Source organism: Fusibacter sp. QWL-12, from assembly GCF_058683495.1.
In genome coordinates, this window is record NZ_CM178745.1 from 794,267 (window position 1) to 819,630 (window position 25,364).

Annotated in this window: 23 protein-coding genes and 2 riboswitches; of the genes, 2 read left to right on the forward strand and 21 right to left on the reverse strand. The window is 36.0% G+C overall.

The window, feature by feature from the left end:
- The 14 genes from AC4PID_RS04235 to AC4PID_RS04300 all read right to left on the reverse strand — a co-directional run bounded on the left by AC4PID_RS04235 (position 1) and on the right by AC4PID_RS04300 (position 14,436).
- Positions 1 to 963, reverse strand: coding sequence for a type II secretion system F family protein (locus tag AC4PID_RS04235; protein WP_492134321.1), 963 nt, complete (start codon positions 961 to 963; stop codon positions 1 to 3).
- 41 nt (positions 964 to 1,004) lie between these two features.
- Positions 1,005 to 2,339 carry a TadA family conjugal transfer-associated ATPase gene (locus tag AC4PID_RS04240; RefSeq protein WP_492134322.1) on the reverse strand — a complete coding sequence of 445 codons (1,335 nt, stop codon included), beginning with the start codon at positions 2,337 to 2,339 and terminating at the stop codon, positions 1,005 to 1,007.
- 14 nt (positions 2,340 to 2,353) lie between these two features.
- Positions 2,354 to 3,490: a CpaE/TadZ family protein gene (locus AC4PID_RS04245; protein WP_492134323.1), complete on the reverse strand. Its 1,137-nt coding sequence runs from the start codon at positions 3,488 to 3,490 to the stop codon at positions 2,354 to 2,356.
- Positions 3,480 to 4,493 carry a Flp pilus assembly protein CpaB gene (cpaB, locus tag AC4PID_RS04250; RefSeq protein WP_492134324.1) on the reverse strand — a complete coding sequence of 338 codons (1,014 nt, stop codon included), beginning with the start codon at positions 4,491 to 4,493 and terminating at the stop codon, positions 3,480 to 3,482. Before cpaB ends, AC4PID_RS04245 begins: the two co-directional genes overlap by 11 nt.
- 9 nt (positions 4,494 to 4,502) lie before the next feature.
- Positions 4,503 to 5,432, reverse strand: a complete 930-nt coding sequence (locus AC4PID_RS04255; protein WP_492134325.1) for a pilus assembly protein TadG-related protein — start codon at positions 5,430 to 5,432, stop codon at positions 4,503 to 4,505.
- Between the two features lie 18 nt (positions 5,433 to 5,450).
- Positions 5,451 to 5,831, reverse strand: a complete 381-nt coding sequence (locus AC4PID_RS04260) for a TadE/TadG family type IV pilus assembly protein (protein WP_492134326.1) — start codon at positions 5,829 to 5,831, stop codon at positions 5,451 to 5,453.
- Positions 5,832 to 5,987: 156 nt separating this feature from the next.
- Positions 5,988 to 6,200, reverse strand: a complete 213-nt coding sequence (locus tag AC4PID_RS04265) for a Flp family type IVb pilin (RefSeq protein ID WP_492134327.1) — start codon at positions 6,198 to 6,200, stop codon at positions 5,988 to 5,990.
- Between the two features lie 202 nt (positions 6,201 to 6,402).
- Positions 6,403 to 7,083 (reverse strand): response regulator transcription factor, encoded by a 681-nt coding sequence (locus tag AC4PID_RS04270; protein ID WP_492134328.1) that lies wholly within the window; start codon positions 7,081 to 7,083, stop codon positions 6,403 to 6,405.
- Entirely contained in the window at positions 7,076 to 8,281 is a 1,206-nt protein-coding gene (locus AC4PID_RS04275; RefSeq protein ID WP_492134329.1) for a sensor histidine kinase, read from the reverse strand. Before AC4PID_RS04275 ends, AC4PID_RS04270 begins: the two co-directional genes overlap by 8 nt.
- Positions 8,282 to 8,517: 236 nt before the next feature.
- Positions 8,518 to 10,182 carry an ABC transporter substrate-binding protein gene (locus tag AC4PID_RS04280; RefSeq protein ID WP_492134330.1) on the reverse strand — a complete coding sequence of 555 codons (1,665 nt, stop codon included), beginning with the start codon at positions 10,180 to 10,182 and terminating at the stop codon, positions 8,518 to 8,520.
- 90 nt (positions 10,183 to 10,272) lie between these two features.
- A complete protein-coding gene (locus AC4PID_RS04285; RefSeq protein WP_492134331.1) occupies positions 10,273 to 11,274 on the reverse strand; it encodes an ABC transporter ATP-binding protein in 1,002 nt (333 codons plus the stop codon).
- Positions 11,267 to 12,295 (reverse strand): ABC transporter ATP-binding protein, encoded by a 1,029-nt coding sequence (locus AC4PID_RS04290; RefSeq protein ID WP_492134332.1) that lies wholly within the window; start codon positions 12,293 to 12,295, stop codon positions 11,267 to 11,269. The genes AC4PID_RS04285 and AC4PID_RS04290 overlap by 8 nt, the downstream gene beginning before the upstream one ends.
- A 14-nt stretch (positions 12,296 to 12,309) precedes the next feature.
- Entirely contained in the window at positions 12,310 to 13,506 is a 1,197-nt protein-coding gene (locus tag AC4PID_RS04295) for an ABC transporter permease (RefSeq protein WP_492134333.1), read from the reverse strand.
- A gap of 9 nt (positions 13,507 to 13,515) precedes the next feature.
- Positions 13,516 to 14,436, reverse strand: coding sequence for an ABC transporter permease (locus AC4PID_RS04300; protein WP_492134334.1), 921 nt, complete (start codon positions 14,434 to 14,436; stop codon positions 13,516 to 13,518).
- A 734-nt stretch (positions 14,437 to 15,170) separates the two neighbouring features.
- Here AC4PID_RS04300 and ade point away from each other — a divergent pair.
- A complete protein-coding gene (gene ade / locus AC4PID_RS04305; RefSeq protein WP_492135356.1) occupies positions 15,171 to 16,889 on the forward strand; it encodes an adenine deaminase in 1,719 nt (572 codons plus the stop codon).
- A 41-nt stretch (positions 16,890 to 16,930) separates the two neighbouring features.
- Positions 16,931 to 17,068: riboswitch (cyclic di-GMP riboswitch) on the forward strand.
- Positions 17,069 to 17,075: 7 nt separating this feature from the next.
- Positions 17,076 to 17,241, forward strand: a riboswitch (cyclic di-GMP riboswitch).
- A gap of 100 nt (positions 17,242 to 17,341) precedes the next feature.
- Here ade and AC4PID_RS04310 read toward each other — a convergent pair.
- A complete protein-coding gene (locus AC4PID_RS04310; protein ID WP_492134335.1) occupies positions 17,342 to 18,520 on the reverse strand; it encodes a glycosyltransferase in 1,179 nt (392 codons plus the stop codon).
- A 172-nt stretch (positions 18,521 to 18,692) separates the two neighbouring features.
- Here AC4PID_RS04310 and AC4PID_RS04315 point away from each other — a divergent pair, with 172 nt between their 5' ends.
- The gene (locus AC4PID_RS04315; protein WP_492134336.1) at positions 18,693 to 19,214 is read left to right on the forward strand and encodes a YtxH domain-containing protein; all 522 of its coding nucleotides are present in this window, start codon (positions 18,693 to 18,695) and stop codon (positions 19,212 to 19,214) included.
- A gap of 34 nt (positions 19,215 to 19,248) precedes the next feature.
- On the opposite strand, the gene mnmM is transcribed toward AC4PID_RS04315, so the two are convergent.
- The 6 genes from mnmM to AC4PID_RS04345 form a co-directional block, all read right to left on the reverse strand.
- Positions 19,249 to 19,809, reverse strand: coding sequence for a tRNA 5-(aminomethyl)-2-thiouridylate-methyltransferase MnmM (mnmM, locus tag AC4PID_RS04320; protein ID WP_492134337.1), 561 nt, complete (start codon positions 19,807 to 19,809; stop codon positions 19,249 to 19,251).
- Between the two features lie 270 nt (positions 19,810 to 20,079).
- Positions 20,080 to 20,229 (reverse strand): FeoB-associated Cys-rich membrane protein, encoded by a 150-nt coding sequence (locus AC4PID_RS04325; protein WP_492134338.1) that lies wholly within the window; start codon positions 20,227 to 20,229, stop codon positions 20,080 to 20,082.
- 5 nt (positions 20,230 to 20,234) lie between these two features.
- Positions 20,235 to 22,181 carry a ferrous iron transporter B gene (gene feoB / locus AC4PID_RS04330; RefSeq protein WP_492134339.1) on the reverse strand — a complete coding sequence of 649 codons (1,947 nt, stop codon included), beginning with the start codon at positions 22,179 to 22,181 and terminating at the stop codon, positions 20,235 to 20,237.
- Positions 22,182 to 22,318: 137 nt separating this feature from the next.
- Entirely contained in the window at positions 22,319 to 22,588 is a 270-nt protein-coding gene (locus AC4PID_RS04335; protein ID WP_492134340.1) for a FeoA family protein, read from the reverse strand.
- Between the two features lie 151 nt (positions 22,589 to 22,739).
- Positions 22,740 to 24,353 carry an HD domain-containing phosphohydrolase gene (locus AC4PID_RS04340; RefSeq protein ID WP_492134341.1) on the reverse strand — a complete coding sequence of 538 codons (1,614 nt, stop codon included), beginning with the start codon at positions 24,351 to 24,353 and terminating at the stop codon, positions 22,740 to 22,742.
- Positions 24,354 to 24,439: 86 nt separating this feature from the next.
- Entirely contained in the window at positions 24,440 to 25,210 is a 771-nt protein-coding gene (locus AC4PID_RS04345) for a M48 family metallopeptidase (RefSeq protein ID WP_492134342.1), read from the reverse strand.
- Positions 25,211 to 25,364: the final 154 nt, after the last annotated feature.

Here is a 25,364-nt window from a genome sequence, read left to right on the forward strand (position 1 = left end):
CTAGTATTCAATATTAATAATTTTACGGATAAATAACCATCCCATAAACTGACTAAACATCGCGGTTCCAAGCATAATCCTTCCAGGTAAGGTCACAAACAAAGTTTCTATATATGCATTATCAAAGAGGTAAATGACGACGCCAAGAAAAACAGGCATTACCATGATGATTAATCCAGAGAGTTTCCCCTGTGCAGTAAGTGTTTTAACTTCATTCTTAATACGTTGCCTTTCTCGGATTGTCTCTGCAATATTTTCAATGATCTCAGATAAGTTACCACCAACATCCTTCTGTATTAAAATAGCATTAATAATGAGCTGTAAATCTTCAGAGCTAATACGATCATATAAATTATTTAAGCCATCCTCAAGTGGTATTCCAAGGCTTAACTCTTTTAATAAAATCTTGAACTCCGTAGAAAATGGTGGTTGCGTTTCTTCAGCTGCCACTGCTAAGGATTGTAAAAATGAATAACCTGCTTTTAAGGCATTAGATATCATTACCAAGCCTTCATTCAGTTGCATATCAAACGCTTTCACTCTTTTGGAAATCTTAGCGTTAACGATCAAGTTTGGTATCGTATAAATAATCACTAGGCATATTAAAAATATTAAAAAATTACGTGTGATGGCAAACACAAAAAAACCAACACTCACCAATCCCATGAACTTTACTACAACAAATTCTTCATAGGTCATTGAAAAATTAGCTTGATTGTATTTTTTAGCAGCTTTACTAATCGTTCTCTTTTTAGATGAAGATTGTGTTAATAGGCTTGCAATTTTACTAATCGGCCCACGTTTGACTTCATTAGCGATTCTTGCGTCTACTTCTCTTTCTATTGACTCATCATATTCAGTTAATTTATCTATGACTCTGATCTTTTTCGTTCTCAATGAGAATGATATTCCAGCAAAGAGAATACTAAAAAAAATCATAACCACGCCAATCATTAACATCATAAAATCACCACCAATCGCCCTTCAGTCTAAAATAACTCAACTTATAAATTATTAAAAATAGAATTGTTAATATGGATACCATGTTCTCTAAGCTCTTTCAAGCAGGTTGGCATAATCCCAGTGAATACAAAATCCCCTATGACCTGGCCACGTGCGTCAACACCCTTTTGATCAAATTTAAATATATCTTGAAGAATGATTACATCGCCTTCCATTCCAAGCACCTCTGTAATGTGGGTTATTTTTCTACTCCCATTGACGAGTCTTGATTGTTGTACGATTAGATTAACCGCTGATGAAATTTGATCCCTAATCGCTTTAATTGGAAGATTCATCCCTGACATTAATACCATTGTTTCAAGTCTGGACAGCATATCTCTTGGTGAGTTGGCATGACCTGTAGTAAGCGAGCCATCATGACCTGTGTTCATGGCTTGTAGCATATCCAAAGCTTCACCTGAACGTACCTCACCAACTACGATACGATCTGGACGCATACGCAAGCTGTTCTTAACCAAATCTCTAATACTAACTTCTCCTTTTCCTTCCACATTCGGCGGTCTCGTTTCTAATCGAACCACATGAGGCTGAGGCAATTGTAGCTCAGCAGCATCTTCTATAGTAACAATTCGCTCATCATCAGGAATAAAAGATGATAATACATTTAATGTCGTCGTCTTACCACTTCCTGTTCCGCCAGATACAACCACATTCATACGTCCCTCAACACAAGCCCTTAAAAACTCTGCCATTTTGGAGTTTAACGTTCCAAACCCTACTAAGTCATCAATCCCGAATGGATCTTCAGAGAACTTTCTAATGGTGAGTGAAGGACCATCAATTGCGAGTGGTGGAATGATGGCGTTTACACGCGAACCATTTGATAAACGGGCATCAACCATAGGAGAACTCTCATCTATACGTCTTCCAATGGTAGAAACAATTTTCTTGATGACATGCATCACATGATCATTGTCTTTGAAGTGAATCTCTGTTTTTACAAGTTTCCCTGAAACCTCAACAAACACCTGATTCGGACCGTTCACCATAATTTCTGTCACTGATGTATCTTGAATGAGTGTGGTTATTGGACCGTATCCTATAATTTCATCAAGAAGTTCTTCTAGGATTTTCTTTTTTTGCACAGGCGTTAAATTAAGTGCTTCTTTTTCAATGTTCTTACTAATTATAATTTTAAGCTCTTGCTTCAAGGCTTCATTGTGATCAGAAATTTCATTAAAATCAATGTCCAAATCATTGATTACTTGTGTTTGAATCTTCATTTTCATTTCGAGATAAGGATCTTTCTCTTTATCTGAAAATCTTTGACTTCCTTTTTCAACCGTCGTATCTTCGAGACGTTTTTTTAATGACATACGCCACCTCTAATCTAAGACATTATTTTCTGGCAAACACTTTCAAGTTGCTTTAAAACTGGATTGTATTTCCCTTTAACAAGAGGAACACCTGTGTTGATTGCATTCTTAACAATTTTTGACTCTTCAGAAACAAAGCCATAGATTTCATAGTCAAACGCTTTTTGAACATTATTTTTTGTCACGCCAAACTTTTCATTCACTTGGGTAATCAAAAGTTTAACTTTTTCTGCATTATAATTAAGTGATTGCATTACTTTTAAGCTCATTTTCGTATTTTTTAAGGATGTTACTTCCATTCCCGACACAACGATCACTTTGTCTGATTGGTCAAGAGCATTAAGTGTAATATCGTTGTAATTTACCCCAGTGTCGATGATTACGTAGTCATAATGTTCCTTTAAGAGTTCAATTAACTGTTTTACCTGATCTTTTGAGATGTACTCAGCTGATTCAGGATCTCTTGGAGCAAATAACATATCACAATTCTTACTATAGCTATAGAGATAAGGCCGAACATCCTCGTATCGACTTATTGGACTATCGTCAAAAAGCTCCTTAATAGTCAACTCAGACTGTTTGTTCAGCATCAAAGAGACATCTCCAAACTGCAAATCTAAATCCACAACAAGCACTTTCTTATTAAACTTTTCACTGATGATCAAACCGGTGTTCACAGCTATGAACGTATTGCCAACGCCACCTTTCGAGCTGAAAAAAGAGATGATTTTGGCACTATATAATTTATCGTCCACAACAGGCTTTATTAAGTTTTGCTTATTTCTATCATAAGTGGTTTGGATCGTTTCAACTAACTCGTCCATATCTACAGGCTTCATAATATATGCTTTCGCTCCAGCTAGCATTGCCTTTTTTAGATATTCGCTTTCATGTTGAACACTCATCATAATAACAGAGGGATGTACCGCATTTCTGCAAATGATTTCAGTTGCTTCAAGACCATTCATCTCTGGCATATTGATATCCATTAGGACGATATCCGCTTGACTTGACTCGAGCGTGTTCAGTACTTCTTGCCCAGTGGCACACATCGCTATGATTTCGTGCTCCAAATCACTAGTTGATAACATTTTCGCTATCATTTCACGCATTTCTTCGACATCATCTGCAACGATAATTTTAATTGCCATTCGTATCGCCTCTTTCTTTGAGTACTGGAATTTTAATTCCCGTTCCCGTCAAAATCATGTTCTCATCCACTATTTTATTTACTTGCTGAATTAAAGTATAAAGCGTTTCCGTATTATAAAACTTCAAACTGATGGATTGAAGCGTATCGCCGTACTCTACTACGTAGTAGACATATTGATCATAGTCAAACTCACCAGGTTTTACTTCTAATGGGTCTTCACCAATAATGCCATATTCTGGTGCCATATCTTTCATTTGTCTTGTGTCATTGAGAAGTAATTCTTGCCAGATTGCGCCTTCTGTTACATATAGATAATCGCCGTCTTTTGGTCTTAATACTAACTCAATAGAACCTATAGTCTTCGCTAAAGACATCATTTCGACGTCCATTATTGGAATAGATAAAGTCATAAGATAACTACTAGACTCTAAATTACCATCACCTGTCGCATTATTATTATTTCTAAAAATCGTCTTATTGACTGCTATAACTTCAATATTTTGTAAGAAAAGCTTTGCAATGTCCGGTCTAGAAATCCTTCCTTGATCAGAACCAGCTGGAAGATTCAAAATTACATCCACATAATCGCCTACTTTTATCAGGCCATTGACACCTGAGTCACCACCTACTGTGATTGTCATAGCACGATTATTTCCAGTAATTTTCATACTCAAGTCATTTTCAATAGATTCAGCAATCATGTTAGGATGAATCTGTTGTCCAGAATAGATAATTTCAGTTGCATATTGACCAATCACAGTGCTGGTTTCGCTTAAATACTCGCCCACAATACCGTTCTCAACAACCTCTACAACACTTAACATTTCGCTTGTTATTTTAGTTCTCGATGGAATATCGTCTTTCGCTACTACGACAGATACAGTATTAACCTGTATAACCTCTTGTTGATCCAATGATTTTAAATAAACAAACACCGCACCTGCACCTAATAATGCAAGAATTAGCGACATCAAAAATACCATCAACCCACTTCGTTTCATAGAATCACCTCAATTAACTAATTTTATGCCGTAAGTACCACGATCATCTACGGTTTGATCAATCTCACCATTTACAACGAATCGAATAAATCTTGCATTGATCTCAATTTTTCCTGACTTTTTCTGAATATCCTCAACAAACACCTCAGCGAATCCAGTGACAATAACAGCACCGCGACCGTTTTCTTCAAGCGAATCCACTAGAGGAACTGTCCATAGTCGATCTGAATCACGGCTAAAGTTATCAAATGTATCTGGAATATTATTAATATAATCCTTTAAGGCATTGGATACATTGGCCATGTTCCCTGGTTCTGTTAATATTTCATCACCAATTGCAACTTCACCTTTATAGCCATAAAGTGCATTTAGTTCATAATTACCCGAACCAGTGGCACCTAAAGCAACAACCCCATAATTTCCGTGATAACCATCGCCACCTTCTTGTTTTAAAGTAATCAAAGTACCGTAAGTGTAATCAAAATCTTCCACTGCAAAGGGTCTAAGACCTCCCTTCACACTTTTTACAGCGCCTAGGATTACTTTTGACGATCCAACGACATTCGTTTTATCAAAACCTAAAACTCTAATAAATGAAAATTCCATTTCTTTTGTACCATTCAATGCAATTGTTTTGTGATCATCTGTTATCACAATCGAAATATTTGTTGGATCGATATTATTATCATTAAGGTAAGCAACTGCAACCGTTCTTGCTGCATCGGGATCATCAGGTAATTCTTGTGCACCTGCTAACGCAGCATAATCTAAAGCATTGGATAATTTCGCCCTTTCAATAACAATTCGTCCAACATCCACTGCTACGCCCGCCGAAGAAAGTAGTACGACCATTAAAAGCAGAACTAAGAGGCTTACATTTCCATTTTCTCTTTTCAATTGACTCACCACTTTTATTTCTTTTATCCTATTTTTAAACATTTTCTACACCTCAATTTACTATTCGACCCTTAAAGTTGCACTTGATTCAAGTTCTAGTTCACCACCAAATAATGGTGTCAGAAATGGTGTTAAGAAGTGGTAAGGATATTTCAATGTAACGGTAATTGAATCCCCACGTTCTAGCGTTGATACATCTACCGATGTGAGTAAGGTAATCTCATCTGTATCTAACAGACCTGCTACGCCTTCAATTCTAGCTTCTGCTTCAACATAGGTTCCACCCAAGCTAATCACTCTTGCAGCTTCCCTTGATGCATTCGTTAACGTCAGATATCCAGAAAACATAAAGCCAAATTCAATTATACCAATGAGAATTAGCATTAATAATGGCATCACCAATGCAAACTCTACTAGAGATTGTCCTTTAGAACGCTTCATCCACTTCACCTTCTTATTACTTGATATCAATAAGATTCATCTAACAGCATTTTCAAATAACACTATTTGATTCTGAAAAATAATTTTATTTGAGAATTTTAATTTACTTTAAATATGTAAAAAGCTCTAACCATATTCGATTAGAGCTTTGGGATACTAATTAGCTGGTGCTGACGTTGCTTCTGTTGTCAATTCGCCACCGATATCAATGAACATATCTCTGATGATCGGTCCTAAGATTACCAAACCTGCTATAACGATAAGTGCGATAAAAGCGATAATTAATGCGTATTCTACCATTCCTTGTCCTTCTTCTTGTTTGAAAGTAGAAAGTTGAGCTTTGATCCAGTTGTAAGTCATTTTAATCATAATAAACCTCCTAAAAACTATTTTATAATACCTACTCATTTATCCGTCGTATTTGAATGTCTCGTTTATGTTAAACCAAGTATACGATAAGCTGAGCTGTAATCAAAGTAGCTAGAGGCCCTTGTTATTACTATCATGGTCTCTCAATTTAGGGACTTTCGTCCTCAACCTTAAGTTTTCATGACATGCGACCAATGTGGCCTTATTCCTGATGTGTCTTACTATATAAACTTTCTATTTGATTTTCTATTGCGAATAGTGTTGCTTGAACGCGATCTCTAACGTCTATTGTCTTAAAAATTCGCGTCATATTATTTTTAATAGTTTTTTCTGATAAATACATCGTATCTGCTATTTCTCGATTACTCATCCCTTTCGAAAGATACATGAGAATCTCTAAGTCTCTTGCAGATAACTCACTGATAACCTTTAACTGCGATGCACTGCTTGAAACTTTTTTAAAGAGTAAGGTCACTAAGGATTTATCAATATAATTTTCATCATCGTAGACACGTCTAATTGCTTCAAGTAGTTCCGTTGTACTTGATCCCTTTAATACATACCCATCAGCACCTATTTCAATCGCTTCCATTATAGTTCTTCTATCACTTTCAACCGTAAGTAAAACAACCTTAATATTTGAATGCTTGCCCTTAATTTCTTTAAGTACTTCAATGCCATTCTTACCTGGCATATTGATATCCATAAGTAGGACGTCAGGGAGATATTGTCCAATCAACGATAATACTTCATAGCCATCGCAAGCTTCACCAGCTACAAGCAGATCTGGTTCATAGGAAATTATGGTCTTTAAACCTTGACGAATTAGGTCATGATCATCTGCAATGAGAACTTTAATTTGTTTTTTATTAGGATCACTCATTTGCTAGCACCTCTCTATTTACTGGTAATTTTATCATGACGGTTGTACCTTCGTTTTCCATAGAGTGAAAGGTAATTTCTCCATTAAACTGCTTTACTCTTTCAAAAATGCCAAGGAGACCGAACGATTCATGTTTTCTTTTCATTTTTTCAAGGGTTTTATCGACATCAAACCCTTTTCCATTATCAATTACAGTTAATCTAAGGTATTTCGACCCATATTCAAGCTGTATGATGACATCCGAAGCCCTTGCATGTTTCTTAATGTTGTTCAACAACTCTTGAATAAGACGAAATACAGCCACTTTGATAATTGGTTCTATTTCGGTTACTATTCGACCCGCCTTAACGCGTATTTTTATTTGTGTTTCATTGCTAAAACTCATCGCATAATTCTCGACCGTTTCATTCAAACCTAAATCGTCGAGTGACATTGGTCTTAAATCATGTATGATTCCCCTTACTTCTTTAAGCGCACGTTTTGCCTGATCTTTAAGTTCTGAAAGTTCTTTTAAACCTTTATCAAGATCTTGTTTTGCGACCCGTTCACAAAAGTCTGCCTTCATGACGATAGAAGCGATCTGTTGAGCAGGTCCATCATGTATATCTCTTGAAATGCGCATACGTTCATTTTCTTGAGCTTCAAGAATTTTAATGCCTAAGGCCATTCCCTCATTTCCCATAACATCTATCGCAGATAAAATTTCTCCTCTTAAATAAGTTACAGCAATGGTAACTTGCTGAACGATATGTTCTGCATTTTGTATATTCTTTAACGCCCTTTTTAACGATAATTCAAGTGCGGTTCTTCTTACTTTTAATTGTTGTTCATCTCTCATAGCTGCCATTAATTCAACTTTCACATCTGCTGCAGCTGTATATGCCTTTTTTATATCTTCCTCATCATATCGATTGAAAGCTTTTGATACTTCTGCCAGTTTACCCCTAACCAGCTTATCTTTGAGTGTCAATCGATCTACCTCGCCTATGACTCGATCAATTTCGATTTTTATAAAGTTGAGTTCGTTTCGAAGGAGCTCATGTTCTTCACGTGCATTCTCAACAATATCGAGAAGTTGGTTTTTACTACTATCTATGCTTGTGATCGTTGCACTTAATATTTCTTGTACTTTGTCAATATCTACCCCGTTGCTGTGTTCGTCTCTACCAGCTTTAGTTGATTTTCTTTCAGCATCCATTAATAAAACCCCCTATTTCTATTTTACCCTTTTTGTACCTAAACTTTCAAAAGAATTGATTTTACTTTTATGGAAATTCAACTAAATGAGAAATGTGACTTATGTAAACTCAGGACCATAGAATTAATAAATGCAGATAAAAATTTTTGGACATAATGACCTCAGATTTTATCACAAGAAAGATAATGACTAAATAAAAAAAAGGTGATCATAATTGATCACCTTTTAATTTTAAATTACTCAGTAATACCTACGTTGAAGATGTAGTAGTAAGTTCCAACATAAGGCATAATTTGGAATGTTGGATCTTCAGCGATAAGTCTAGGAATTTCTGATACAGGGAAGCTATCGATTAAATCTAATTCGCCAGCTTCGTATGCAGTAAGAGCAGTTGATTGATCAACGATCATTAATGCATCGATTCTAGTTAACTTAGTTTTATCTGCTTGCCAGTAGTTATCGTTTGGTACAAGAACAATTCTATCACCAGTTTTGTATTCTGATAATTTGAAAGGTCCATTACCGACAGCTGTAGCAGGATTTGAAGACCAACCTTCAGGATCTTTCTCTACCATATCTTGTCTTACAGGCATGAATGTGTAGAAAGTAGTAAGGTCTAAGAAGTATGGTGTTGGAGCAGCAAGAGTAACTTCTAAAGTTTTATCATCAATAGCTTTTACCATTACGTCTTCAATATTACCAGCACCTTCATAGTACTCTTGAGCGCCTTTGATGTAGAACATTTGGAAGCCGTATTCAGCTGCAACAGCTGGATCTAAAGCACGTTTCCAAGCATATTCGAAATCTTGAGCTTTAACAGCTTGGCCATCAGACCATTTTGCATCTCTGATAGTGAAAGTATAAACTGTACCATCATCAGATACTGTATAGCTTTCAGCCATAGCAGGTTGTAAACCTTCTTCGTTCTTTCTCATGAGACCTTCGAAAGTATTGTTGATTAAGTTACCACCATCAACTGCAGAGTTAAGTGCAGGGTCGATAGTTTTTGGCTCTGAGCCAAGGTTCCATTGTAATGTACCGTCATCTGTTGATACTTCACCGAAGTAGAAGTGACCTAAAGATGAGATAAACCAGTTTTTAACTTCTTCTTTAACAGCTACAGTATGAGTGTAGTAGTAGATAGGCATAACGATTAAGTCGTCCATAATCATTTGCTCTGCTTCGTAAAGAAGTTTATCTCTATCTGTACCAGTAGCTAATTTTGATGCTTCGATAACGTCATCGTAAGCTGTTACTTTCCATTGAGCATCGTTGTTACCTGAGTAAGAAGTCCATAAGTCAAGGAATGTCATAGGATCTTCATAGTCACCAATCCAACCAGCACGAGCAACTTGGAAGTTACCTTGATGTCTAGTATCTTGGAATACAGCCCACTCTTGGTTAGCGATTTCTACGTTGATGTTAAGGTTTTGTTTCCACATTTCTTGGATAGCTTCTGCGATTGCTTTGTGACCTTCACTTGTATTGTAAAGGATTGTCAATGTTGGGAAGCCTTCACCATTTGGGAAACCTGCATCAGCAAGAAGTTGTTTTGCTTCTTCAACTGCAGATCCATCTTCAGCAATACCGTAATCACCAGCAGTAGCTCTGAAATCAGCGCCTGTAGAATCTTTTAATCCCGGTGGCACGAAACCAGTTGCAGGTAATTGGCCAGCTCTTGTGATTTGCTCAACGATCATAGTTCTATCGATGGCAAGTGTAAGCGCTTTTCTTACTTCGTAAATTTGTACTACTTCTTCAGCAGTATAAGTTTTTGCAGCCATAGTTGTCTCAGCTGCAGTTGTCTCTTGAGCTTCAGTTGCTGGTTCTTCATCTTTAGCACAAGCAGCTAAAGAAAAAGTGAGCACTAAAACTAACAACAATGCTAATAGTTTTTTCATTAATCAAAAACCCCCTTTAATTTTGAATGTCTCTTGCTTTTTAAGCATCTATACTTAAGCCAGTGCGGCTAAGTACCTTTATAAACTTACTTATTTGTTAACAGTGTTCAAATGACATGCAGAGAAATGATTTGGTGAAACTTCGATAAACTCTGGTTCTACTTCTTTACAAACATCCATTACGTATCTGCAACGCGTTCTAAAACGGCATCCAGACGGCGGATTGATCGGAGAAGGTACATCGCCTTCAAGTACGATTCTTTGACCATGCTTAGTTGCATCAGGATCCGGAATCGGAATTGCTGAAAGCAATGCTTGAGAGTAAGGATGATTTGGATTGTCATATAACTCATCAGAGTTTGCCAACTCAACCAATTTACCAAGGTACATAACACCAATTCTGTCTGAAATATGCTTAACCATTGACAAGTCATGCGCAATAAACAGATAGGTCAATCCCAGTTCTTTTTGTAAATCCTCAAGCATGTTGACAACTTGTGCTTGAATAGAAACATCTAGTGCTGAAATTGGTTCATCACAAATGATGAAATCTGGATTTACAGCAAGTGCTCTTGCGATACCGATACGTTGTCTTTGTCCACCTGAAAATTCATGTGGGTAACGGTTTGCATGCTCTTTGCTTAGTCCAACTCTTTCGAGTAAGTTCCAAATAATTTTTTGTCTCTCTTCACCTTTTGCAATATTATGAATATCAATTGGTTCCCCAATAATATCACCAACAGTCATCCTTGAGTTTAAAGATGCGTATGGATCTTGGAAAATCATTTGAATTTTTTTGCGATACTGGCGCATTTCGCCTTGTGATATTTTGCTGATATCAACGCCATCAAAGATAACTTCTCCTGAAGTAACATCATAAAGTCTAATAATGGTTCTACCAGTTGTAGACTTACCACATCCTGATTCACCAACCAAACCTAATGTTTCACCTCTGAGAATTTTAAAGCTTACACCGTCCACCGCTTGAACACGTGTTGTGTGTTGACCGAATAGACCATGTCTACTTACAAAGTGCTTTTTAAGATCTTTTACTTCAAGTAGCACATCGTTTGGATTAAGTTGTTTAGCCATGAGTGCCCCCCCTATTTGATTCTTTTATGAAGTCCTCATGCGCTGGAGCATCTTCATGAAGTCGCCAACACATAGAACGATGACCAGGTGCGATACCAAAATAAGGCGGAACTTGTTCTTTACAGATTTTCATAGCATAATCACATCTTGCATAGAATGGGCAACCTGTTGGTGGCTTTACCAAATCCGGTGGTGTACCGTCGATTGGAATTAATCTTTCCTTTTCTTTTTTATTAGCTTTAGGAATAGATTTTAGAAGACCCATTGTATAAGGATGCTTAGGTGTATAGAAAACTTGCTCAGCGGTTCCCTCTTCCATGATTAAACCACCGTACATAACAATGATTCTAGAACACAAATCAGCAACAACACCTAAATCGTGTGTGATTAAGATAATTGATGTGTTAATTTTCTCTTTTAGTTCTCTCATTAACTCAAGAATTTGAGCCTGAATCGTAACATCAAGAGCAGTTGTTGGTTCATCAGCAATTAAGAGCTTAGGTTCACAAGAAAGTGCAATAGCAATCATAGCACGTTGTCGCATACCACCACTGAACTCATGAGGATAGTTGTCTATTCTTGATTCAGGTGAAGGTATACCTACAAGTTCAAGCATTTTAATCGCTTTTTGTCTCGCTTGTTGTTTCGTTACATTTTGATGCTCTAAAATCGCTTCAATAATTTGATTACCGATTGTATAAACTGGATTAAGAGAAGTCATCGGATCTTGGAATATCATAGCGATATCATTTCCTCTGATCTTTCTCATTTCTTTTTCTGTTTTAGGTACGACATCAGTTCCTTCAAAAAGGATTTCACCTTCTTTGATAACACCTGGATACTGTAACAATTTCATAAGTGACATAGAAGTTACTGACTTTCCACTTCCGGACTCACCTACGATACCAAGTGCTTCACCAACGCCTAGCTCGAAGCTTACGCCTCTGACCGCTTGTACTTCACCTACGTGCGTAAAGAAAGAGGTCTTAAGATTTTTTACTTCTAATAATTTATCAGCCACTGTCTACACCTCTCCTATTTTCTTAATCTTGGGTCTAATGCATCTCTAAGGCCATCACCTAAGAAGTTGAATGCCAGCATTGTCACTGAGATTGCTAAAGATGGATAGAACAACTGATAAGGATATGATCTTAAACCACCAAGTGCGTCATTTGCAAGTGTACCCCAAGAAGCAAGCGGTGCGTTTACACCGAGACCGATAAAGCTCAAGAATGCTTCAGTGAAGATCGCACTTGGAATTAACATTGTCATAGAAACAATAATTGGACCCATAGCATTTGGGATAAGGTGTCTAATCATGATTCTCATAGAGCTCGCACCCAAAGTTCTTGCTGCCAATACATATTCTTGTTCTTTTAAGCTAAGTACTTGACCACGTACGATACGCGCCATACTTACCCAATATACCGAACCCAACGCTATAATGATGGATTTTAAGCCAGATCCGATAATAACTGAGAGCAAAATTACATATAACAGTAGCGGTATAACGTTAATAATATCAACGATACGCATCATTATGTTATCTACTCTACCACCAAAGTATCCTGAAATACCACCATACAATACGCCGATAAAGAAGTTAACTACTGTAGCAACGAATGCGATTAACAATGAAATTCTAGCACCGTAGATAACCCTAGCTAGCATATCTCTACCTAGACCATCAGTACCAAGAATATACGATTTATTACGAACTGTATCGTAGACTTTAAGTTCCTCGCCATTCATATAAAGCTTAAACTTAACGCCATCTGGATTTTCTTCAGCCTTTTTTGAAGCAAAGCTGTAGTCTAATACGATTTCATTTCCGTTTATGTTATAAACGCGTTTTCTGTTGGTTAAGTCATTTTCTGTTTCTTTAATTTTATCAGATAATAAACCATCAGCAGTTACATTAAAGAGTTTGTACTCACTGTGCATATAAAAGTAAGTTGTATCATCTACTTTATAGATATCAAACTTAGGTGGAATATTTGCAAGCTGTAATTGTTGAGTTGAATAATCATGTGAAATAACGTATGGTCCAATGATTGCTGTCATTACCATGAAGACGATGAATAAAAGTCCAAGCATTGAAAGCTTGTTTTTCTTTAATCTTCTCCAAGCATCTTGCCAGTAGGTCATGCTCGGACGAGAAATCACTTCGGCATCTTTATTTTCCTTGGGAATGTTTTCCCACAGTGCTTTGTTGATTGATTGTTCTGACATGATAGCCCCCTAGTCTTCCATTTTAATTCTTGGATCGATAAAGCTGTATAAAATATCGACGAGAAGAACCATAATTACAAGGAACAACGCATAGAAAATGGTAATCCCCATAAGTACTGTATAATCTCTATTACCGACACTTTCAACGAAGTGCTTACCCATACCTGGGATTGCAAATACTTTCTCGATAACGAAAGAACCTGTAAGAAGTGACGCTATCATTGGTCCTAAATAAGTGACAACTGGTATTAATGCATTTTTAAGTGCATGTTTATAAATTACTTTATTATTAGATAAACCTTTCGCTCTAGCTGTTCTAATGTAGTCCTGTTGTAAGACTTCAAGCATACTAGAACGCGTCAAACGGGCAACAAAAGATAAAGAGAACCCTGATAAAGCAATTACAGGTCCTATCATATGCTTCCAGGAGGTCAAACCGTTGGATGGTAGCCAACCTAGCTTAGCACTGAAAATGTAGATAATTCCTGTAGCCATAACAAACGACGGTATGGTAACTCCAATAGTCGCAATAAACATTACGAGTCCATCTTGCCATTTGTTTTGCTTTAACGCCGATAAAATCCCTAGTGGTATACCCACAATTATAATTACCACTACCGACGCAAGACCGATCTTCAATGTTGCTGGGAAACCTTCTTTGATTAAATCATTAACAGTAACCCCTGCTCTTTGAAACGATGGTCCTAAGTTGAAAGTCAAGACGCCTTTAACATAATCCACAAATTGCTTCCATAACGGATCATCTAAATGATACTTAGCATTCAAAGCTTGAAGAACTGGCTCTGGTAATGCTTTTTCTCTTGTAAATGGTCCACCTGGAATGGCGTGCATCATGATAAATGTAATCGAAATGATAACGAATAACGTCACGATCATCGTCAGGATCCTTTTAACTAAAAATCTCCCCAATACATTCACCCCTTAAATTTAGTCTGTAATTCCATTAGTGCAACAATATATATAATAATAATCCTATTGTTTGAATTTTGCAATAAATTTCAGACACTTAACATCGTATGAATTAATTTATACGATTAATTTTTAGAAATAAATACGTATTTTGTTACATCCGTGTAATATTTTTTATATAACTCATTTTACTTTTGCATAATGATACAAATCTAGCTAAATCGTTGAAATTGTCCACTTTTTTTGAAATATGCATCTATAGAAGCACAAAACTATAACAATTGATTCACATAATTATTACTTCCTTATAATTATTTATCCACTGAATTTATATTCTTATTTGACAACTTTATAAACTGCAAGTGAGTGTCACGCAAATTGCAAAAATATCAATTGTTTTAAATTGCAATTTCACTTTCATTATCTTTCAAATACAAACGGCGTGGATAGATTTTATCCCATTTGTGGCAGTTTTCTTACAACCTCTTGCAAGTAAAAATAGGGTTAATTAGAGTATATATAATAGAAGAAAACATTCACTTGAATAGTGAGGGTAAACATTCATATGCAATGATAATTTCACACATATTTTTCAATATCTTTAGAATAATTTAGTCTATGTGTTTAAAAGTTTCACTGTGATGCTATAATAGTAATAATATTTTGATATTGACACACTTATGAAAGGAATAATTATGAAAATCGAAGAACATAAAAACGATAAAATAAATCGTATGGCAAAGCGTGCAGCTTTGGCTTCAGGAAAAAAAACCTGTTCACTCGTTTTAAAGAATTGTAAAATTATCAACGTCTTCAATGGTAGAATTATCGAATCTAATATTGCTATAGATCATGGCAAAATAATTGGTATCGGGAATTATGAGGGTGAAAATGTCGTTGATTTGGCGGGTAAGTACGTTGCACCAGGTTTAATTGATTCTCATATGCATATGGAATCAACACTGGTTACACCTGAGCAAATGTCAAGAATCATCGTACCTAGAGGCACAACTACTGTTATCGCTGATCCCCATGAGATCGCAAACGTTTCGGGAATTGAAGGGATTAAGTATATGATCGACGCTACTGAAAATACAGCGCTTAATGCTTTTTTTATGTTGCCTTCCTGTGTACCAGCGACGCCATATGAAAACTCAGGCTATATATTAGAAAGAAAAGAACTTTCAGAGCTAATAGACAATCCTATAGTACTCGGTCTCGGAGAGGTTATGGATTATCCAAGTGTAATTAATGGAAATCTACCAATGCTTGAAAAGCTTGAAATGGCAGATCGAATGATCATTGATGGCCATGGTCCCAACTTAACTGGTAAAGATTTAAATGCATATATGATTAATGGTATCAGAACAGATCATGAATGTACAACTCTAGAAGAAATGGAAGAAAGAATCGGATTAGGGATGTATGTAGCGATTCGAGAAGGTACTGCGGCAAGAAATCTCGACGTATTGATTAAAGGCGTTAATACACATAGCAAACAGCAATGTATGTTTTGTACCGATGATAAACATCCTGAGGATATCTTAAAAAATGGGCATATAGATTATAATGTAAAACGTGCAATTTCACTGGGGATTGATCCGATTACAGCGATTCAAATGGCAACTATCAATCCGGCAAGATGTTATAATCTAAGAGATATTGGTGCCATCGCGCCTGGCTACGACGCAGATTTAATTGTCTTTGATAACTTCGAAAATTTTGATATTGAAATGGTTTATAAAAAAGGCTATCTGGTGGCTAAAAATAAAAAAGCACTCTTTGAAACTGCTTCTATTGATAGCAAACGTGTTGAAGATACGGTTAAAATTAAGTCGATTGAACCTGAAAGACTAAAACTTCATCTCGACAGTGATGTGGCAAATGTGATTAGAATCACTTCTGGATCAATCGTTACTGAGCACGTCGTCCGTAGAGTTTATCTTGATTCTGATGGTAATTTCATCTCGAATAAGCATTTGGATATTGCTAAAATTGCCGTTATCGAAAGACATGGAAAGACAGATAATGTTGGTATTGGATTGGTTGAGAATTTTCACTTAAAGGGCGGTGCCATCGCAACGACAATTGCCCACGACTCACACAACATCATCGTACTTGGCGATAATGATCAAGATATGGCTTTAGCAGTCAATGAGCTCGTCAGACTTCAAGGTGGTATTACAATTGCATCAAAAGGAAAAGTACTCGACTCACTGGCTTTGCCAATTGCTGGACTTATGTCAAACGAAAGTATGGAGTTTGTCGCTGATAAGCTCAGTCACTTAAGAGCTTTAGCACGTACTGAACTAGGTATCCCTGAAGCTCTCGAACCCTTTATGACCTTGAGTTTTCTTGCATTACCTGTCATTCCAGAATTAAAAATCACAGATCGAGGTTACTTCGACGTAGGCAAATTCAACTTTATAAATGTTTCTGAAATTCTCGAATAATATTTTATGTTAACCTGTTTCAAAAAGCTTTTAATGGGTATCATTAGTAATAGCAAAGCATGGAAAACCGTGTGACGCAAAGCTAAAGGGTCTAAATATAATGTTTGAAAATGAGTAACTCTCTAAAGAGCATTTAGACGATTATTTATCATCATTATATAAGATCGCCAGCTACCAAAAAACTTTTCGGAATCATAGCAAAGCATGCGAAAACATGTGGCGCAAAACTAGAAGGGCCTAACCTTATATTATCTATTAGAATTAATTCAGATAATTAATTCAATTAATAGCTAATAATTTGTTTATAAATACACATTTATTTATAAATTAAGTATGGCAGCCAGTTACCGAGAAAAGTTTTTTTGCGTGTAAAATAGGTGATAACGTAAATAAGGTGGTAATGTATAAAGATAAACTATACATTACCACCTCTTTAATTTTAAGCATTTAACTTAAGCATTTAATTTAACCTGACTTTTCTGCTCAATGATGTGATGATAACGCTTGAAAGCCTTACCTACTGCGTCATCCCATGATAAGTAAATTTGATCGGTTGCATTCTTTCCAATATTTTTAAGTCGCTCATGGTCACCACACGCAAGTAAAATTTCACTAGACATGCTATCTATGGTTTCTTCGATCAATATGCCTGTAACATTGTGCTGAATTTTCTCAGATGCACAGCTTCCGTCAATTAATAGTGATGGACAACCGCAAGCTGCAGCTTCTCTAACAACAATCCCATTTGTGTCATAGGTTGATGGAAATAAAAACAAATTCGCTATTGAAAAATAGCTTCTCAAATGCTCACGATCATGAATTGCACCAGTAAATATACAGTCTTTCTCAAGTCCTAGAGTCGCAATATATTCTTGAATACTCGGACGATCAACACCATCACCTACAAACAGCATTTTAAAAGTTGCTCCCTGTTCTTTAGCGGCTTTTAAACTATCAATCGTAAACTTAAGGTTTTTATACCACATCATCCGTCCAACAAATAAGAAAACAGTATCGTCTACCTCAATACCATATTGTTGTCTGATGGCTTGCATGCTTTCTTCTGATCCGAGTCCTTTTTCGAAATCAGTACCATTTTCCATTACTTGAAATTCACCTTCATAGCCTAGTTGGATTAAATTTTCACCCGCGCCTTCTGAAACAACCCATACTTCATCGCAAGCATTAATATTACTCATCAAAAATTTAATAGAAACCTTTCTGAGCGGGTTGAAAGCAACTCGCTTTTCTATATCGACATCAAATTTTGTATGATACGTAAATACAATGGGTGCCCCAGTATATCGTCTTAAAACCCTTGCAAGTAGTGCTGAAGTAAAAGGACTATGAATGTGAATAATATCCAAGTTCTCATTTTCAAGTTTTTTAATTAATAATGGATTAAATGGATTCCCCATACGATACCCTAGTCTCTTACTAACGTTTGTACTGGAATATCTGATCACCCTAAATGGATAATCGTCTTTTACCTTAGGATACCAAGGCGTTGCCACAACTGCTTTACCATATATTTTTTGTATCGATCTTGCATAATTCACTGTTGCATTCGCAACGCCATCGAGGATTGGTGGGAATGAATCATTAAAAACACCGACATTTAGCTTTCTCATAATAATCACCTTTAAAAAATGTATAAAGCTACGTTATGTAGCTTTTCTAATGAAATTTTACCACTAATTCAGGTTACAAGTATAGTTAAAATATCATTAAAAGCGTGTTAGAGCTTAATAATTGGGGTATAATGATATCAACATAATAAAGAAGGGAGAACATAAGATGTTAATGAAAAAGTTACGTGAGAAACGTGAAGCAGAGCTAAAAAGACAAAAAATCGAAACCATGAAAAAAGTCGGTGCTGCCCTAATTATCGGTAGTGTGGTTTCTTCAGTCGTCACTCTATTCACTGCACCTAAATCTGGAAAAGAACTAAGAAAAGATGTGTCTGATACGTTTGAAAATGGTGCTGAGTTTGTAAAGGGCAACGCTCAGAAAGTTGCTGATAAAACTGAAAAAGCTGCAAATGCTGCAAAAGAAAAAGGCTTGTTGTTTAAAGACAAGGCCGTTTCAACCGTTGAAAAAGTAAGTGCCGATCTCAAACAGACGCTAAAGGATAAAAAAGCTGAGTTCATTGATAAGAAGGATGAATTCAAAGATAAAGCAGATGATATCATAGAAGAAGCTAAGGATGAGGCAGCAGAAATGGTTGAAACAAGTGCTAATGCTCTTGAAGAAGGAGCCGAAGCAGTAGAAGAAGCTGCTGAACTTGCTCAAGAAAAAATTGAAGACTGGAAAGAAAATCAATAATTTTAAAGCATCGACACATAAGTGTCGATGCTTTTTATTTTTTCCTCTCTATTAATATCAAATACGGCGAACCCTCATTTTGATTCAAGTACACCAGTTTCATAACATGATATTTTTTTGAATCGAGATTCTGAGCCCAAATTTGAATCCAATCGGATTCAGCACGCCCTTCTTCATGTCCGGGATAGACAGTCACACTGATTACCCCTCCTATCTTTACAAGATATAGCGCAGAATTTAAACTCTTCTCTGTTTTTTGTACTGTCGTAGTTAGCGTTTTATCTGCACTTGGTAAATACCCTAGATTATAAACAATCATATCAAACGTATCAGGTAAATATAAGTGATCGATTTCGCTATGGTCTTTACAAATTAGAGTGAAATTAGACAAACCAATTGCACTCAGTCTTGCTCTCGATTTATCTATCGCAACACTTTGCAAATCTAAGCCTTCTAAAGTGCCTGTTTCTCCTATCCTTTTACAAATATACTCAGCGTCATATCCATTACCTACAGTGGCATCTAGTACGCTCATCCCTTCAATAATATAGCCGCTCCAAATAAAATGGATAAAATCTGTTAACTGTCTAATCATAATCGCCTCTTTGACTCAATTAATTTATGTGCTTAAATCTTTATTACTTTTACTTTATATTAAAATAAGTTTCAACTCAAATCAATTTAATAACAAAAACTTTGATCAATCAGCCATAATTTTTATTTACAGGTGCACTTATAGGAAAATAAAATCTTCAGGCATCGAACCTTCAGATTTTACCACAAGCGAGATTGTGGCTTAATAAAAATCTTTGCAGCTAAATAAAATAGCGCTTATTTAATCTTAATTAAATAAGCGCTTTCTACTCTATTTTATTTGTGTTATATTACATGATTTACTATTTGTACAGCTTGTACAGCCGCTACATTTTCCTTTTCGCATGTCTGAAAAGGATTTTTTTGCTGCGAAAAATATAATGGTTGCAAAGATAATACCTATTACGATGGTCGCGAACATATCAATCACTCTCCTATTAACTCTCTTTTACGATCGGCTCTTTTAAACAACGTCAGGATCAGTACTGTATATGCAACTAAGATAATCATAGCAGGTACAAAGCTATCTGCTAGATGACCATAGAATAGAGGTGTGCCAACTTGAGTTATAATTAATGCAACTATATAGCCTACACTCAGTTGGAATGCCAAACCTCTAAACAACCACTTCTTATCACCCATTTCACTTCTCATAGCACCAATCGCTGCAAAACAAGGTGGTGTAAATAAGTTAAAGGCTAAAAATGCGTAAGCTGTAACTGGTGTGAAAAACTGTGATAAAACACCTCCTGGTAAGTGCAACGCATCTTCTGACGCTGCCATTAGCAAGATTGCAAATGTCGCTACGACATTTTCTTTAGCGATAAATCCTGTAATAGATGCTGCCGCTAATTGCCAGCCCACAAATCCCAATGGGATTAATATAGGGGCAATGATACCACCTAAACCAGCTAAAATACTTGCACCTTGATCTTCAACAGGTTGTAAATTGAAACCATATGCTTGCATGAACCAAACAAGTGTATTCATTACAAGTATTATTGTAGAAGCTTTAATAATAAATCCCTTTGCTTTATCAAACATTTGTATAACCGCATGCTTTAAGCTTGGTATTTTGTACTCTGGTAATTCTAATATAAATGATGACTGACTTTCCCAAACAAACATTTTCTTGAGAATTAAACCACCTAGTATTATCAAAACAAATGCTAAAGCGTAAACACTTGGTCCAACCCAACTTGATTCAGGGAAGAATACAATTGAAAACAAAGTAATAATTGGTAGTTTAGCACCACAAGGTACAAACGGTGTTAAAATAGTCGTTATTCTTCTTTCATTATCATCTTCAATCGTTCTTGTAGCCATAACGCCTGGTATTGCGCATCCTGAACCGACTATCATCGGTATAATCGATTTACCTGAAAGACCAATTTTCTTGAAATAGCGATCCATCAGTACTGCTACTCTTGACATATAACCACTGTCTTCTAATAGTGCTAAACAGAAGAACAAAACCATAATTAATGGTAAGAAACCTATTACCGCTCCCACACCACCGATTGCACCATCGACGATTAACGCTTGAAGTAGAGGATTTAGATTGACACTTTCAAAGAAGCTATTTGCTGCATTTGGGATGATTTCACCAAATAAAGTATCATTAAAATAACCCGATACCCAGCCACCAAGACCTTCAATTGAGAAGGCATAAACAGCCCACATCACTAAAAAGAAGATTGGAAGTCCTAAATACTTATGTGCAACAATTCGATCCACTCTATCAGAAACAGAAACCTTACTCATATCATGTTTTTTATCTAAGGTTGTCACTAACATTTCAGAAATGAATTTACGTCTTTCTTGATCACTGATCGCAACATTGTCAAATTCAAATGGTGCTTTCTGACCTTTATTGCTTTTGCCCATTTGAATGGCAGCGTGCATTAAGTCTGACAACCCTTTACCAAAATTGGCTGTGGTTGGGACCACTTTACAATTCAAAGCATTACTAAGTTTATCAAAATCAATACTGTTGCCTCTTTTCTTAAGTACGTCAGACTTATTGACTGCGACGACAACAGGTATGTTTAATTCTAAAAGCTGTGTCGTAAAAAATAAGCTTCTTTCAAAATTAGCACCATCTACAATATTGATAATTACATCTGGTTTTTCACCGAGTACGAAATCCCTAGTAATCGCTTCTTCTCCTGTAAATGGCGATATCGAATAAGCACCTGGTAAATCGACTATTTTAATGTCTTTTTCACCTGCGCAAAACTTACTTTTAAGAGCGGCTTCTTTTTTATCAACGGTAACGCCTGCCCAGTTACCTACATATTCCGTCTTACCGGTAATCGCGTTAAACAAAGTTGTTTTACCTGAGTTTGGATTACCTGCTAAGGCTATTCTCATTTGTGGATCCCCCTAATAACTTTTTTTAAAATAGCGAATCTAGTTATGATTCCCAAGTCTACTTTTTGTGGTTTATTGCCAATGATAATCATTATCATCGGAAGGGCGTTTTTTATACCGCTTCAGCGGTATAAGTGTTAATCTGCTAAAACAATCGCTTTTGCCATCGCTTCATCAATAGCAAATCTGCTATCTTTGATGTTGACGACATAATTGCCAGCCAGTATAGAAATCAAAGTAATTTCTTCGCCTTCGCTACATCCAAGGCTAAATAAAAACTTTTTAGTTTTCTCTTTTCCTTCAACTTTGATAATTTCACCTTTTTGACCAATTTTTGCTTTTGATAATAACATATAATCACCTACTTTATAAACAATTTTCAGACCCTTGTCTTCAAATTTTGCCATAATGTTGCCGAGTTACAATTGGACGCAATGCGACAAACTGACCCTCTTATTGATAAAGATTATCATAATCGTTATCAATTGTCAACGAGATAACAAAAACCTATTATAAAGATTTCTTAAAGATTTTTCAGGTGATTTTTATACTTTTAGTTTAATTTTGAGCGTTATTTCCAAGCTCACTTAATGGCTTTATTTTTCCACTGTTAAGTAAGTCCAATGTCGCTTTAACCACCTCTGGACAAAACTGATTTCCTGAGCATCGCATGAGCTCAATATTAACTTCGTCAAAAGTCATTAGCGTCTTATATGATCTATGAGAGGTCATCGCATCAAGTGCATCTGCTACGCCAACTATTCTTGCAAATAATGGCAAGGATGTCATATCATCGCACTTTGGATAACCCTTCAAATCATATCTTAAATGGTGGTAGAGAATTGCCGATTTGATATCATCAGTCAAATTGACATTTCCTAATATTTTAAGTCCCACCTGTGGATGCGTTTTTATGTGTTCGAACTCCTCATCTGTCAGTAAGCCAGGTTTTGACAAGATTACATCACTAATACCGAGTTTCCCAACATCGTGTAAAATGCCAGCGATTCGAAGCTCATCTATCGTTTCCGATGCTAATCCTAAATATTTTCCTATCTCGACTGCATAATTAGAAACCCTAACGGAATGGCCTTGTGTATAGGTATCTTTAACTTCTATAGCTGCTACTAGAGTTAAAACCAAATCAAAATAGAAAGATTTTAGATTCAAATGAAGTCGCGATTTTTCTACAGCGTTTGATATGTTATTTGCCAAAGTAGTAAAAACAGCTATTGAGTCAAAATCGTACGACTCTTCATGACCAATTGAAAGTAAACCAACAGGCTGTTCATTGGTATGAAGCGGCAACATAAGGACTTCTTTTATTGTGCTGTCTTCGAAAACTTGTTTTACAGAGGCTTGAGCTTCTCCGATATCCATAGAACTAAGAATCACGGGTTGATTGTTCGTAAGTATTCGATTGATCACTGGGTCATCCGTTTGAAGTGGCTGCAAACTGATGCGTTCACGGTATTTTCCGGAAACCCCTTTAAGAGAGAGTTGACCATTTTCAAGTATTCTCAAACTGCAAAACGGAATATTCATCGTTGAAACAATCCCTTTACAGACCTCATCCATTAAACCACTTAAGTCACTTTTGATTAAATTACTGTTCATAGAACGACTAATTTCGTCTACTAGCTTTAACTGTTTGTTTTTGTGATTGATCTTTCTTTGTATTTGAATGCGATCCGTGATATCTCGACCGACACCTTGTATTTCTATCAATGTTTCCCCGTCAAAAAAATGCTTTGTGTTCACTTCAATTACTTTTCGGGTAAACCCATCCTTGTGTAGCATCCACATTTCCTGTCTTAAAAACTCAATTTTCGACATTGCCATAACCACTTGTTTACAGCTGCCTACATTATATTTATGCAATGGACACATAAATTGATTAAGCTCTTTTCCAATCATTTCTTGGGCTTTATAACCAAGAAGATCTTCAACAACTTCATTTATAAAGGTGATTGTACCATCTGGCTCAGTTAGCCAAACGATATCACTCATATTTTTAATTAATGTCGCGTACTTTTTTTCAGAGTGGTCCAACTGCTCATTCATAGCAATCAGCTGTTGATAGGTCGCTTCCAATTCTTCAAAAATATTATGAATTTCATCTGCATTTTCATAGTATCCTTCGATTTTTAATCTAAGCTGTTCGAGATTCATAATGCCTCCATTTAAAGCGCTTTTAATCATTTTATCTCAATCTCATTATGGATTCAATTCCTTGCCTTTAAAATTGTTAACTTTTTTTAATTATTAAACGTCCAATCAATAAAGCCGCCCTCTGCCTTTAACCAATCTCGTTTCATTTTATACTCTGGTATAATTCTTTTCACTGTATCCCAAAATTGCTTTGAATGATTCATATGAATCATATGGCAAAGCTCATGCACGATTACATAGTCGATGACGTCTTCAGATGCAAAAACCAAACGCCAATTAAATGAAATCTCACCTTTAATATTACAACTTCCCCATCGGCTCTTTTGTGCTTTAATTGAAACTTTAGTTGGCTTTACGCCAAGTAAATCACTATAATATAAAATTCTTTCATTAATATAGATTGAAATCAAGGATTTCAATGCACTTTCAAATACAGACCCTTCTATTTGTTTGAGTAGCAGCTGATTGCCCTCTAAGAGATAATTTTCCCCCGAGGTATGGTCTAATTTCGATACCATTACTTGACGTCCCATTATAGGGAGACTAACCCCCTCTTTAATGCTTGGCTTTATCTTAATTCTACTATTCACTCTTTCAGTCGCATTTATAAGCCATTCTTTTTTTGAAAGAACAAATTGCTCAATTGCTTCATTTTTAGCTCTGCTTGGCGCTAATACGCAGACACTACCATCCCGTTTTACTTGGATGCAAATCGTCTTACGTGCACTTTTCTTTATCTCAATATTTACGCCACCTAAAGATTGAATCGAATTGCCTTTTATATCCTTGACCAAATAATTGTTGACCATATGATTCTTGGCATTATTATTTTTATTTGTTTTGCTCACTTCTCCCATAAATCTCCTCAATAGATCATCCCGTTTTTATAGCTTCAATTAACAATATCATAACACGAATTTAAAGGCGATAAAATCATGGTTCATCCCTTAAAAAAACGCCCATCCGGAAATATTCATGGTATAATATATAAAATCAAAGCACAATAGGAGG